The sequence below is a fragment of the Clostridioides sp. ES-S-0005-03 genome, from assembly GCF_020658455.1.
In the GTDB taxonomy this organism is placed as follows: Bacteria; Bacillota; Clostridia; order Peptostreptococcales; family Peptostreptococcaceae; genus Clostridioides.
The window spans coordinates 1,396,234-1,409,958 of sequence record NZ_JACVWI010000001.1; the positions used below are offsets into that span (position 1 = coordinate 1,396,234).

Below are 13,725 nucleotides of genomic sequence, written 5' to 3' on the forward strand. Positions count from 1 at the left end.
TTTTTAAATTTCAATTATACAATTTATAATATAAAAAATGATGGTACATTTTTTATATAATTTGTACCATCATTTTTTATATTATTTCGCGACCATTAAATTTTTCAATGATTTTTCCAATCCTTTTACAGTTAATGGATACATATTAAACTCACTTTGTATTAACCTTTGAGTCTGATACCAATAACTGATTGAATCCCACCCATCTCTCAGTTCCGGATTTAGCCACACAATTTTACTATACTTTCTTTTGAATCTTTTAAGCCACTCTATTCCAGGTGTATCGTTATATGGACCTCGATAATTACCACCAATATGAAGTAACTCAGAAGGTGCCATAGACGCATCACCCACGATTATAACTTTATAGTTTTTATCTATGTTTTGTAATATCCATTCAGTATCAATAGACTTACTTAACCAACATTCTGGTGTAGTAAATAATCTATCATAAAAACAGTTATGAAAATAGTATACTTTTACATCTTTAAAGTGATTTGATTTACTTACAGACTGAAATAATGTATTACATAAAGTACTATATCCTCTCATTGAACCCCCTGAATCTATAAGCAACAAAAGCTTCACTGTATTTTTTCTTGGTTTTTCGAAAAACAGTTTTAAATACCCTGCATTATTACAAGTCTCTTCAATGGTTTTATCTAAATCAAGTTCTGTTTTTGGAGCATCTATTCTAGTAGAAAATTGACGAAGCCTTTTTAATGCAACTTGAAATTGACGCATATTTAAAACTTCATCATCTCTAAAATCCCTATACTTTCTTTCTCCTGCAACTTCGAGAACAGCTCTTCCATAGGTGGAAGTTCCGCCTATGCGTATACCAGTTTGACCTTTGCCTGAATGACCTAATTCAGAAGTACCCCCTGTTCCTATCCAGTAATTCCCTCCATTATGTGGAGAATCTTGTTCTTTTATACGTTCCTCTAATTTAGCTCTCAATTCATCAAGGTTTATGTTGGGATTTTGCTCTAATCTTTCAAATCCTTCTAAATCTACATTTTGATTTTTAAGCCAGTTCATAATCTCTTCTGGAATTTCCTCTTTGTGTTCTATACCTTTAAAGTACTCCAAAAACACTGCATCAAATTTATCAAAATTACTTTCACTTTTTATTAAAATCATCCTACAAAGATAGTAAAAATTCGAAAAATTTGAATAACAAAGCCCTTTGTCTAGTGCTTCAATTAGAGTCATCCACTCATTTAAAGATATATCTAGGCCTCTTGCTCTCAATAAATAAAAAAATTTAATAAACATAATTATTCAGCTCCTATTGACTACAAACGTTTTTGCATAGATTCAATATCCTCGTTATTTTTAAGCAGTATCCCTGCAAAAGGAACTTCTTTTTCTATTTTTTCAATTGGAATTCCACTCAAAGTCAATGCTTGTATCCAGTCTATTAACTCTGATGTACTAGGTTTCTTTTGTATCTCTCTTAAACTTCTAATCCAATAAAAAGTAGTCATTACTTGTTCCAATAAATGTTCTTCAACTTTATCAAAATGTACTTTTACTATCTCCTCCATCATATCTCTATCAGGAAATTCTATATAATGAAATATACATCTTCTTAAAAAAGCATCTGGAAGCTCTTTTTCTGCATTCGAAGTTATAATCACTATAGGTCTTTGTTTTGCTGTTACAGTTTCTTTTGTTTCATTTATATAAAACTCCATTTTATCTAATTCCCAAAGTAAGTCGTTTGGAAACTCTAAGTCTGCCTTGTCTATTTCATCAATCAAAAGAATTACTTGTTGCTCTGAACTAAATGCTTCTCCTAATTTACCATATTTTATGTACTTACCAATATCATCTACTCCTTCACCTCCAAATTGGCTATCATAAAGTCTTTGAACAGTATCATATACATAAAGACCATCCTGTGCTTTTGTAGTTGATTTTATGTTCCAAATTACTAAATCTTTTTGCAGTTGATTTGAAATTGCTTGTGCAAGCATAGTTTTTCCTGTTCCAGGTTCTCCTTTAATTAAAAGTGGTTTTTCAAGTGCTATAGCAACATTAACTGATGCCATTAATTCTGGTGATACTACATAATCACTGCTTCCTTTAAAATTACCCATTTCTTTTTTTATCATAGGTTCTACTCCTTTTAAACAATAAATTTTCTAAATGTATATGACTATTATATTACTATTTTTGATATAAAGTGGTAATATAACACATTTGTATATCATTACTCTAAAATTCTATATCTAAATAAAATTACCTCTAAAATATTTAAATTTTATCTTTATTTGTCATAATTAAATGAAATATATATTTTTTAATAAGTACAAGATATATTATCTTATAAAAATATCAGTCATAAAAAGCGATGATTTAATTAAATCACCGCTTTTCATAAATTTGAGTTATAGCTAAATATAGAACAATTAACTTTTATATTTGGGGTATCAATATAAAGTTCTGTATATATTTACTATTTCTTCTTTATTAAGTTTAATATAACTTTGATTTAGCAACCTTTGTTGACTATCTAGTACACTGTCTGCAAAACTATTTATCTCATACTCTTTCATTCCATATTCTCTTAAACTTTTTCTTGTAATAATTTTATTAAGTAGTTCTTCCATTTTTTCATATACCTCTGATACTTTACAATTCATTATTTCACTCAAAAGCATATTTATTTTTGCTAATTTACCATCTGGTGATAATCTATTATATGCTTTAAATACTTCTATAAAAAATTGATAATTAGCTTCACCATGAGTAACATGATAAACTCCACTTAATGGGTATGAAAGTGCATGTACTGCTCCTGTACCAGCATTTCCAAAAGCAATACCAGCTAAATCACTTGCAATCAAAAAATCTTCTATAATATCAAATCTATAATCTTTTCCATTTAGTACAATTTGCTGAAATCCATTTAAAATCTTCTCTATAGCTTTGGTACTAAAAATTTCTGTATAAATACTCGCCTTTGGAGATACAAAAGATTCTATAGCATGTATTAAAGCGTCGATTGCACTTGTAGCAAAAAATGAATATGGAAGCTCTAATAATAACTCTGGAATTAAAACTGCATAATCTGGAAATAATTCATCTACAGCTAATCCAAACTTCGTATTCATCTCTGTTATTTCTGCAATTGAAATATTTGACACCTCTGAACCTGCTCCACAAGTTGTAGGAACAGCTATTAATTCTCTTATTTTTTCTAAAGGAACCTTTTTTTGAAATAAATCACTTGATTTATTTCCATCTTTCAGTACTAACAACTTTGCCATATCAATAACTGCTCCCCCACCAATAGCAATAATTCTTGTACAATTAGTTTTTGAAAAATCATCCAATAATTTATCCATCATTATATCATTAGGTTCACCAGTTCCATACTTACTTTTATATTCTACATGTGCATCCAAACCAAGGCTTTTAAAATATGTATCATATGCACTTTTACTTGTCAATATAAAATCTGATTTACAAATTTTGAATTCTTCTATAAATTCCTTTGAATTTTTAAATTTATGAACTTGTGTTTTTTGCTGAAATAACTTCATGACATCCTCTTTTCTTCAACTTATGACTTGATGTTTTATTTTATATAATCTGTAATATAATTATAAAATTTTTATTTTTTATATGCAAGTTTTACCATAAGTAATTTATATTTTAAAATATCTTAATACAGGTCCAATAGTATATAAAATAAAATTAATTCATTATAAAAATAATCTAATTTTAAAATAATTGAACAAAATTAAAATCTAAAGTATAATAAAATAAAAATTTCACTAATCTTACTGAAAAATACTGTACAATTAACCTGTATTTCCTCAATAAGAAAAATGTTTGGAGGTAATTTTATTAATTATATAATTATGTCAAATAATCATATTTCTTCGTTTACAAATTCTATTCAATCAAATAAGCATAAACATTGGATGTTACAATTGTTTATAGGAATTGAAGACAGTTTAAATATAACTATAGATGGCAATGATATAGAAGGTAAATGTATTATTGTAGATAGTAATATAGAACATTGTTTTTCAACAGGAGAAAAAATATGTTTTACTATGTTAATTGAGCCAACATCATCACTTGCATTAAGCTTTAAGTCAAAATATATTGACAAAATTAAAGGTTATGGAATTATAGATATTCATAATAATAAACATACACAAAAAGAATATATTAATTTTTTCAAAAATCATGATGAAAAAAGTTATTTAAATTTTACAAATTCTATGTTCGAATATCTTAATGTTACTCAAGACAATTACACAGTAGTTGATAAAAGAATTCATAAAATAATGCAAAGACTTAATGAGTGTGACTGTCATGACCATTCTATAAAAAATATTTCTAATATGGTCTTTCTTTCGCCAAGTAGACTGTCCCATATATTCAAAGAACAAACAGGAATGCCATTAAAAAGTTATATTCTCCTACATAAAATTCAAAAAGCATATTTTTTACTTTTATCTGGTAAATACTCTATAACCGATGCTGCTATGATGTCAGGTTTTGACAGCGCTTCACATCTAGCATATACCAATAAATGTATGACTGGTATGAATATTTCTGGTATATTAAAAAACAGCAAGTTTTTGAAAGTTTCAAATTACTCTAAGATATAAAATATAATTACACTAAATAAAGGAGATTTATATTTTATGAAAAGACATTTATCAGAAAGTACATTATTAGACTTTAATTCAAAAAATGTTCAAGAGCTTATTAGCGAAAAGAAATGGAATCAATTAGATAATTTTAATAAAATCAAACAAATTTATAATTTTGTTAGAGATGACATCAAGTTTGGTTTTAATGAAAGTGACAATATATCTGCAAGTAAAATACTAAAAGATGGATATGGACAATGCAATACAAAGACTATACTTGCTATGGCACTTTTAAAAGGAGTTGGCATTCCATGTAGGATTCATGGTTTTACTCTAGATAAAAGAGTTCAATTAGAGCTCTTAGGAGTTCTTTACAAGATTACTCCTACAGAAATCATTCACACATGGATAGAAGTATACTATGAAAAACAATGGTATCAATTAGAAGGTCTTATTTTAGATAAAAATTATCTTACAAGTATTCAGCAAAAATACAATGACTGTCAAGGCTTATTTTTGGGATGGGGCATTGCCACTAAGGATTTGCAAAATCCTCAAATATCTTGGAATCTAAATAATACATTTATTCAAAAAGAGGGAATAATTGATGATTTGGGAACCTTTGATACTCCAGATGATTTTTTCAATCAATATAACCAAAAAATAGGATGGTGTAAAAATCTTTTATACAAATATATTGGAAGGCACTATATAAATAGAAATGTACAGAGAATTAGAAACAAATTATAACTGTTTCTATTTGCAATATGCAAATTTGAGAAGATAAAAACACTATTTAGAGAAAACTTGCAAAATATTGTACACTTGTCAAATTTAATATTAATCACACTATATTAATACTACTTTTTATTGTATAATAAGCTATAAATATTAACTTGATTTTAAATTTAAGTAAATATAAACTTAATAAATATAAGAAAGGTTGTGTTGTTTTGCAAGATAAAAAAATTCATTTAAATATTATACTTACTGTAGTTATTTCATATATTTTGATTAAAGTTATTGATAATTACAAATATTTTTTTGGAGTAATAAGTTTACTGATGTCACTACTAACTCCATTTATAATAGCCTTTGTATTAGCATATGTATTTAATCCATTAGTAAAGTTTTTAGAAAATAAACTTAATTTTAAAAGGATATATTCTTTGCTTCTTACTTATGGTGTATTAATAGTTATATTAATATCTTTTATACTATTTACAGTTCCATCCATAGTAAACAGTTTGGCTGATTTGGTAACTCAAGTTCCTATGTATATAGACAAGACAGAACAATTTTTATTTGATTTAGGAAAAAGCTTACAATCAGTAGACCCTAATACATTAAAAGAATATGGTGATAAAATTATGAGCGTAATGCCCAAGTTTAGTAACTTGCTTATTGGTTCACTTGGAGGAATCTTTAGTACTACCTTCTCTGTTGGAAAATTTATAGTACAACTTGTTTTAGGTTTTATAATTTGTTTCTATATATTATTAGAAAAAGAAAGATTCTTAGAATTTACAAAGAAAATTGTTTATATTTCTTTAGGTAAAAAATATGGAGACTTTATAATAGAATTGTGTCAAAGCTTAAATTTAAATATTGGTAAATACTTTACAGGCAAAATTTTAGATTCATTTGTAGTTGGAGTACTTTCTGGAATTGGTCTATACTTTTTAAAGTCTGAATATGCCCTATTGTTTGGTACATTAATGGGTATTATGAATATGGTTCCATATTTTGGCCCAGTAATAGGTATGGCACCAGTTGTAGTAATCAACTTATTCTACAATCCGACAACTGCATTAACTTGTTTAATTTACTTAATAATAATTCAACAAGTAGAAGTTGCATTTATAGAACCAAAAATTGTAGGTGGACAGCTAGGGCTTAGCCCATTTTTTACAATACTAGCAGTTACTGTTGGTGGAGGATTTTTTGGTATACCTGGTATGATTCTATCTGCTCCTGTTATGGGTGTAATAAAAATATACTTTTGTGAATTTGTTAATCGTAGACATGATAAAATACAAATGGAATAAAAATACAATTTAATTACGATTTTGTAATCAAAGGTTACAGCTGTGTAACTGTAATATTATCCTCTTTAATGGTAATATTTAATTATAGAAAACATATAATATTATTAAGAAATGAATCTTATATAATTAATTACGAAAGAGGGTTTTAGTATGAAAAAAGCACTTATATCTTTATTAGTTTTATCTTGTTTATTATTAACTGCACCAGTAAATGAATCTTCTTATGCTGATTCTCAAAAGAATGTTCCTGTAAGTCAAAGTACTAAATTGACTCAAGAGCAAGCCAAAGAACTTTTAGTAAAATACAACAATAAAGTTGATTACATATATCAAGGAAATGCTAGCGATTTTGAAGCATTAAAAGCTAAAAATCTTAATGGATATGTATTTTTACCAGATGCAGATGGTGACATTGGTTATTTTGTAAATGAAAATACTTCTGAGATATATTACTTCCATCCAAGTGGATACCTTGAATTGGTTAATCAACAACAAAATAATAAATAAAATAATTAACTAATATAAAAATGGATGCAAATTGATATAAATTTAGCATCCATTTTATTTTTATTTTAAAGTTGTTTCTTTTTATATATTTAAATATTTTATTAATCCTGTGCTTGCTCTTTTATAAGTTTCTTTATATCTACAGCTGGTTCATCTTCCATTTTTATAACTTTGCCTTCCCATGTTCTAAGCATAACATAATCTGTTCCTTTTGATACAAGGTATTGTGGAAGTAATGGAGTCTTACCGCCTCCTTTTGGAGCATTAACTATATATGTTGGTATTGCCATTCCTGATGTATATCCTCTTAGATATTCCATTATTTCAAGACCATCATCTACTGATGTATTAAAATGTTTTGTTCCTTTTACATGTTTGCTTTGGAATATATAGTATGGTTTTACTCTTATTTTAAGTAATTCTTGATTTAAACATCTCATTACAAATTTATCATTATTTATACCATTTAATAACACGGCTTGATTTCCTAATGGTATACCTGCATTTGCTAATTTTTCACAAGCCTCTTTAGATTCTTTAGTTATTTCCATCGGATGATTAAAATGTGTATTTATATATATAGGATGATATTTTTTTAGCATATTACAAAAATCATCTGTAACTCTTTGTGGCATGGTAACAAGAGTTCTAGTTCCTAATCTAACATAATCAACATGTGGTATTTCTTTAAGTTGGCTAAGAATCCATTCCAAATAATCATCTTTTAATGTAAGAGCATCTCCACCAGTTACTAATACATCTCTTATTTCTTCATTTTCTCTAATATAGTCTATAGATTCTTGTATAACAGCTTTCGACTTATGAGAATCTTGTTGACCAATATTTCTTCTTCTTTGGCAATGTCTACAATACATAGCACATTCATTTGTTACATTTATTATTAATCTATCTGGATATCTTCTAGTTATACATCCTGCTGGATTTGTATACTCTTCTCCCATTGGGTCTAAATCATCTTGTTCATCTTCCAATTCTATATGTGTCGGTATAGAAAGTAATTTTATAGGGTCACATATATCATCTGGGTCTATCAAGCTCAAATAATATGGAGATATTGCCCATCTAAATTGAGTACCAACTTCTTTTATATATTCTTTTTCTTTTTTAGTTAGATTGATAATCTTTGATAAAGTATCTACATCTGTGATTCTATTTGATAATTGCCATTTGTAATTATTCCAGTCTTCTTCTGTTCCATTTAATATGCTTAATATGTTTTGTTTTCGTTTATTTATCTCTTCTTCTTTTTCAAGACCTCTGTTAATTGTTTTCCTAGCCTGAATATAATCATCAATTTTTGATTTTAGTTCAGCAGCTCTCTCTAAGGATATTCTAGTTTGTTCATTCATAATTTTTAGCTACCAAAATTAATTAATTTCCATTATTGATAGCATCCTCCTTTCTGATGTGTTTATATCATTCTGATAGGCAAATTTAATTTTGCCATATAGATTTTATAACATATGAAATTGATTTTATTTTTGCATTTTTTCTGTTATTTTATACATTTGTGAATATTTTCCCACTATAGTCAATAAATTACAATTTATTATGCATTTTTTTTAACAAATGATTAATTATTTCTATTTTTAAGAATTATTTTACCATAAAACGATTATATTTTCAAGATGATTAAAGTTAAAATTTTAATAGAAAGTAAAGTATTTCATTAAATAATAAAAGCGGAGGTTTATTATAATAAATTTCTCCGCATTTTTATTTATTTAATTAAATTATACTCAGATAAAATCTTATTAGTAGCTTCATTTCTTTTTATAATCTCATCTTTTCTTTCTTCAATAATTATGATATTATACTTTTTTGCTATCTCTGCTATTTTCTTACATGATAAGTTAGACATAGAATGCGTTGTTGGATTATGATAATCTGGTATGATATATATGCCTTTTATGTTTTCATTTTTACAATAATTTTCACACTAAAAATTTAACACCAGTATGTTTCAATAAAATAGAAAGGATAGTATGATTACTCCCATACTATCCTCTTCTTATAATGATTTGATTTATTAATAAATCATAAATCTAACACTTCTAAATTTTTGTATAAATTTATCTTACATTTATAACATCACTATTTTTAGAATTTTGTCCATTGTAATTTGCCACTACATATATATCTAAATTTAAATCTCCTTCAGGGATACTTATAGTATGTTCATTCCCTTTTATATCACTTTGATACAAAGTAAACTCACCATCTCCATTAGTATTATTTTTTATATATATACTATAGGTACATTCTTTATGAGATACACTGCTCCAGTTAACTCTAATAACATTGTTATCTCTGTCAACATTAGCGGATATATTTTCAACCTTCATGTTTTGTATGTTATCATTATTATCTGAGTTGCCATTACCATTCATGTTAGTAATGTTTATTACATTACTTGGCTTGGTTGTGTCTGAGTCTTTCTTACCTAGAACATAAATATCATAATCTATACTCTGATTATCTTTTACATCAATTTCTATAGTAGCATATACTTTTTGTGATTTTCCTAAATCACTTTCATTTACAGTTATAGATTTAATTTTCTTAAATGATTCTCCTGACAACTTGTCTTTAAGATATATATCATAGTCAAAAACATCTTTCATATAATCCCATTCAAGTTTAATAATAACTTTGTTATTTACTATTTTATGTGAACCTACTAAATTCTGTATATAATCATTAGTTATAGTTTCTTTGACTACTGTTACAGTTATTATTTTAGACTTATCTCCACAAGTTATCCTTACTCTTTCTTTACCTTCTCTAAGACCTACTACACTTCCATCACCGCTTAGACTTATAGCTCTTTCCACAGGTAATTTTGAATCGGCCAACTCATAGTGTATTTTTGGTGGTTCTAAACCTGGTGGAGAAGTTATTATATCTGGTTTTAATTTCTCATTTTGGTCAACTTCTATTTTTACATCATTCATATTTATTTCGGCAACTCTAGCTTGAATTCTAAAGGTTCTCTCTACTTCTTTATTTCCACACTTAGCATATATTGTGGCTTTTCCAACTCCAACTGCACTTACTGTATTTCCTTTAATTTTTAGCACATCATCATTACTACTCTTATAAATAGGTTTATATGACTTTTTAAATTTGTCATAATCAACCTCTATTGTACTTTCTATAGTAGCACTATCACCAACATGTTTTAAATCCCCATTAATCTCCATATCTAGTGATTCTACTTCTGGGTCTACTACCTTTATAGTAGCCTTTTTCAACACTCTTGAATTCTTCATAATACCCACAGAAGAATACCCAACCTTTAATGCTGTCATCTTATTTCCATCTATTTTTAAAGTCCCTGAATTATCCAACACATTAAACCAAATATTTGGGTCTTTAGCATATGAAGGAACCTTGATATATTCGCCAGTAGACAAAGTAACTGTTTCATTTAGTTTTACTACATATTTATCTAAATCTTTAACATATTCCCCATCTACAATTTCGATTTCCACTCCCTTTACCATTGGTCTAAGTATTCCAAATTTAAAAAGGTAGTACTGCGCAACAAGCAATATAGGAATAGATATAATTATGGCAATTTTTCTGTATTTCTTATTTTCTACAAATCTCATCTATCCACTTCCTTTAGCCTAATATATAATCATTTGTTTTGTAAGCAATCTACCTAAGTTAAATATTGGGATAAACTGGAAAAGTATTATATTTCAGAATATCCCTATACTAATTATAAACCATAAATTTAAAATTTAAAACTAAAATTAGTGTTAATTTCTTACTATTACAGTAGTCTAATTTTAGTGAAATAACATTTGTCTTGTCAGCTGAAAAGTTATATAATTAATTAAAAAGAAATTATATTTGTATTATATGAGGAGGATTTTAAATTGGAAATCAATTGCAAAAAAAGAAATTTTAAATCGTTTGCTAAGAGCAAAAACATTGAAATTTCTGTTCAAAGGTATCTTATTGATGCATTAAGTTATATGGCACTAGGCCTTTTTTCTTCCCTTTTAATTGGAACAATTTTTAACACATTAGGAGACAACTTCAATATTTCTCTTTTTACTGAAGTTATAAGCCCACTTGCTAAGCAAGTTACAGGCCCAGCTATAGCAGTGGCTATTGCGTATGGACTTCAAGCGCCTCCACTTGTGCTATTTTCTTGTGCACTTGTTGGAGCTTGTGGTAATGAACTAGGAGGACCTGTGGGTGCATTTGTCGCTACACTTTTTGCAGTAGAAATTGGAAAATTAGTTTCAAAGGAAACAAAGGTAGACATATTAGTTACACCTGCTGTAACAATACTAATAGGAGTACTTGTGGCAGAACTTATTGGACCAGCAGTTTCTGCATTTATGACTTCATTTGGAAACATAATAATGCAAGCAACCACTATGCAACCTATAATAATGGGAGCTCTTGTCTCTGCACTTGTTGGAATAGCTCTTACACTACCCATAAGTAGTGCAGCTATTTGTATGATGTTAAGTTTGGGAGGGCTTGCTGGTGGAGCAGCAACTGTTGGTTGTTGTTGCCAAATGATAGGTTTTGCTGTTATGAGTTTTAGAGAAAATGGAGTAGGAGGTCTTGTAGCTCAAGGACTTGGTACATCCATGCTCCAAGTTCCCAATATAATAAAAAACTGGAAAATTTGGATACCACCTACAATAGCTTCAATAATACTTGGCCCATTATCTACAACAATATTTAAAATGGAAAATATACCTATTGGCTCTGGTATGGGAACTTGTGGATTAGTTGGACAATTTGGAACAGTAACTGCCATGCAAAGTGCTGGAAAAGGTGGAATAACTATGTGGATTGGTATACTTTTACTTAACTTTGTACTTCCTGCTATTGTAACTCTAATAATATCAGAATTTATGAGAAAAAAAGGTATGATAAAACCAGGAGATTTAAAATTAGATGTATAAATAAAAAAACTACTCCTTACTTTTTTATAAGTAATAAGGAGTAGTTTTTTTTATGAAAATTCCAACATTTTTTTCAGTAACCAATCCATAGAACCTTTAACTTCATTCCAAAGTACTATATTTTCATCATAGTAATAGACAGCTTCTCCCTTTTCTTCCGCTGTAACAAACTCTCTACCAAAGGCATTTCGCCAATCTATTAAATATAATCCAATATATTTATTTTTATTTTTAGCACTTTTAATAGCATCACTTGCTAAAAACATATTTTTATTTTTAAAATAATAAAGAGCTTTGCTATACATCCATGTAGCAGACTTTTCTTCTTTATACATTTCAAATAAATTATTTATTGCTATTCTATCATTTAACCTAATTAATACATTGAGTAATTTATACCTTATTCCTTGCTCATCATCAGGATTGATTTCTATTAAATACTCTAATACCTTTCTAGCTTCCTTTAAATTATCAATACTCTCTAACTTCCTAGCAAGAGACTCAAGTGCTACCATATAAGCTCTAGTAGATACACCTTTCCAAAATCCAAGTTGTCTATCTTCCTTAGTAATCATGCTTTTTCCAATGTTTACAGCTTCTTCCATATACCTAATTGACTCAATATGATTTTTAGCTTCTTGTGATAGTTTAATATATCTTTTATAAAGTATTTTTTTCTTTTCTAACTCTAAATCTATGGCTTTGGATTTAGAGTTACTCTCTCTTACCCAAAACTCAATATTAGAGATAGCAATAGTATCTTGATTTAAGAAATCAATATTACAAACGTCTTTTATCAATGATGATTTATTGTTTATAGTGTTTAAAGAAACACCTATTTTTTTTGAAAATTCCTTTTTGGTTATATGTAATGGATGCTTCTTATTATATAAGAGATTTTGCTCCAAAACTATGTTTAGTATAGCTGAAGACCATATATCAGCTCTAGAAGAATGAATTATCTCTTTATTATTATCTAAAATGTCTTGCAAGATTTTAAAACTTATATCTTTATATTCTTGATTTAGATTGGAGTTGCAAAATCTATTTATCTTGTCTTTAATTTCTTCTATCTTGCTTGTCATGACTCCTCCTCCATATTTTACACATATAAGACTACTGCTACAAATTCAAGTTCTTCTTCTCCTATATTCTCTATAGAATGTTCTTCACCATCAGCAGTGTATATTACATCACCCTCATTTACTTCTACAAATTCCCCATTATCAAAAACTTTACCTTTTCCCTTTAATATATAATATACCTCAAAATCAGTTGTATGGTCATGCACACCAATTGAACTTCCTACTGGTAAAGTTATTCTTTTAAATAATCTTCCTTTTCCTTTAAGCTCATCAATTTGTAATATATTTTCAAGCTTAACTTTTCCAACCCCACCAGTTAAATTTTCTTTTACTTCTACTTGTAATTCAGATTTCTTTCTTATCATAGCTCATCCCACCTGCCAAACAATCAATCTAACTACTAAATTGGCATATCCTTTCCATAATATGTTGTATTTTAATATAATAATAACATATATTCTTGTAAAAAAATATTACTGAATCTATAAAATAATACTATTTTTAT

The 13,725-nt window shown here is 27.7% G+C and carries 12 protein-coding genes; 5 read left to right on the top strand and 7 right to left on the bottom strand.

Going from position 1 to position 13,725, the window contains the following annotated elements; genetic code table 11:
- Window positions 1-81: 81 nt before the first annotated feature.
- From IC218_RS06555 to IC218_RS06565, 3 genes are all read right to left on the bottom strand, one after another.
- Window positions 82-1,278: a vWA domain-containing protein gene (locus tag IC218_RS06555; protein WP_227824052.1), complete on the bottom strand. Its 1,197-nt coding sequence runs from the start codon at window positions 1,276-1,278 to the stop codon at window positions 82-84.
- A 20-nt stretch (window positions 1,279-1,298) separates the two neighbouring features.
- Window positions 1,299-2,120 carry an AAA family ATPase gene (locus IC218_RS06560; RefSeq protein WP_227437274.1) on the bottom strand — a complete coding sequence of 274 codons (822 nt, stop codon included), beginning with the start codon at window positions 2,118-2,120 and terminating at the stop codon, window positions 1,299-1,301.
- A 318-nt stretch (window positions 2,121-2,438) separates the two neighbouring features.
- The gene (locus tag IC218_RS06565; RefSeq protein ID WP_227824053.1) at window positions 2,439-3,554 is read right to left on the bottom strand and encodes a 4-hydroxybutyrate dehydrogenase; all 1,116 of its coding nucleotides are present in this window, start codon (window positions 3,552-3,554) and stop codon (window positions 2,439-2,441) included.
- Between the two features lie 393 nt (window positions 3,555-3,947).
- On the opposite strand from IC218_RS06565, the gene IC218_RS06570 reads away from it, so the two are divergent.
- The 4 genes from IC218_RS06570 to IC218_RS06585 all read left to right on the top strand — a co-directional run bounded on the left by IC218_RS06570 (window position 3,948) and on the right by IC218_RS06585 (window position 7,177).
- The gene (locus IC218_RS06570) at window positions 3,948-4,637 is read left to right on the top strand and encodes a helix-turn-helix transcriptional regulator (RefSeq protein ID WP_227824054.1); all 690 of its coding nucleotides are present in this window, start codon (window positions 3,948-3,950) and stop codon (window positions 4,635-4,637) included.
- Window positions 4,638-4,673: 36 nt separating this feature from the next.
- Complete coding sequence (locus tag IC218_RS06575) at window positions 4,674-5,372, top strand: transglutaminase-like domain-containing protein (RefSeq protein WP_227824055.1); 699 nt, start codon at window positions 4,674-4,676, stop codon at window positions 5,370-5,372.
- Between the two features lie 203 nt (window positions 5,373-5,575).
- Window positions 5,576-6,670, top strand: coding sequence for an AI-2E family transporter (locus tag IC218_RS06580; RefSeq protein ID WP_227437282.1), 1,095 nt, complete (start codon window positions 5,576-5,578; stop codon window positions 6,668-6,670).
- A gap of 150 nt (window positions 6,671-6,820) precedes the next feature.
- Complete coding sequence (locus IC218_RS06585) at window positions 6,821-7,177, top strand: hypothetical protein (RefSeq protein WP_227437284.1); 357 nt, start codon at window positions 6,821-6,823, stop codon at window positions 7,175-7,177.
- A gap of 101 nt (window positions 7,178-7,278) precedes the next feature.
- Here the strand turns inward: IC218_RS06585 and eam are convergent, their stop codons facing one another.
- Together eam and IC218_RS06595 are read right to left on the bottom strand one after the other, a co-directional pair.
- The gene (eam, locus tag IC218_RS06590) at window positions 7,279-8,547 is read right to left on the bottom strand and encodes a glutamate 2,3-aminomutase (RefSeq protein WP_227437286.1); all 1,269 of its coding nucleotides are present in this window, start codon (window positions 8,545-8,547) and stop codon (window positions 7,279-7,281) included.
- Window positions 8,548-9,270: 723 nt separating this feature from the next.
- Complete coding sequence (locus IC218_RS06595) at window positions 9,271-10,812, bottom strand: hypothetical protein (protein WP_227437287.1); 1,542 nt, start codon at window positions 10,810-10,812, stop codon at window positions 9,271-9,273.
- A 273-nt stretch (window positions 10,813-11,085) separates the two neighbouring features.
- On the opposite strand from IC218_RS06595, the gene IC218_RS06600 reads away from it, so the two are divergent.
- Window positions 11,086-12,135 (top strand): PTS transporter subunit IIC, encoded by a 1,050-nt coding sequence (locus IC218_RS06600; protein WP_227437288.1) that lies wholly within the window; start codon window positions 11,086-11,088, stop codon window positions 12,133-12,135.
- A 50-nt stretch (window positions 12,136-12,185) separates the two neighbouring features.
- Here IC218_RS06600 and IC218_RS06605 read toward each other — a convergent pair whose 3' ends face one another.
- Entirely contained in the window at window positions 12,186-13,220 is a 1,035-nt protein-coding gene (locus IC218_RS06605; protein ID WP_227437290.1) for a DUF6398 domain-containing protein, read from the bottom strand.
- Between the two features lie 17 nt (window positions 13,221-13,237).
- Entirely contained in the window at window positions 13,238-13,585 is a 348-nt protein-coding gene (locus IC218_RS06610) for a cupin domain-containing protein (RefSeq protein WP_227437292.1), read from the bottom strand.
- Window positions 13,586-13,725: the final 140 nt, after the last annotated feature.

Bases quoted from the DNA above. Each gene is read 5' to 3' on its own strand.
- eam (WP_227437286.1), bottom strand. From the start codon at position 8,547: ATGAATGAACAAACTAGAATATCCTTAGAGAGAGCTGCTGAACTAAAA.
- IC218_RS06555 (WP_227824052.1), bottom strand. From the start codon at position 1,278: ATGTTTATTAAATTTTTTTATTTATTGAGAGCAAGAGGCCTAGATATA.
- IC218_RS06585 (WP_227437284.1), top strand. From the start codon at position 6,821: ATGAAAAAAGCACTTATATCTTTATTAGTTTTATCTTGTTTATTATTA.
- IC218_RS06575 (WP_227824055.1), top strand. From the start codon at position 4,674: ATGAAAAGACATTTATCAGAAAGTACATTATTAGACTTTAATTCAAAA.
- IC218_RS06610 (WP_227437292.1), bottom strand. From the start codon at position 13,585: ATGATAAGAAAGAAATCTGAATTACAAGTAGAAGTAAAAGAAAATTTA.
- IC218_RS06560 (WP_227437274.1), bottom strand. From the start codon at position 2,120: ATGATAAAAAAAGAAATGGGTAATTTTAAAGGAAGCAGTGATTATGTA.
- IC218_RS06565 (WP_227824053.1), bottom strand. From the start codon at position 3,554: ATGAAGTTATTTCAGCAAAAAACACAAGTTCATAAATTTAAAAATTCA.
- IC218_RS06605 (WP_227437290.1), bottom strand. From the start codon at position 13,220: ATGACAAGCAAGATAGAAGAAATTAAAGACAAGATAAATAGATTTTGC.
- IC218_RS06595 (WP_227437287.1), bottom strand. From the start codon at position 10,812: ATGAGATTTGTAGAAAATAAGAAATACAGAAAAATTGCCATAATTATA.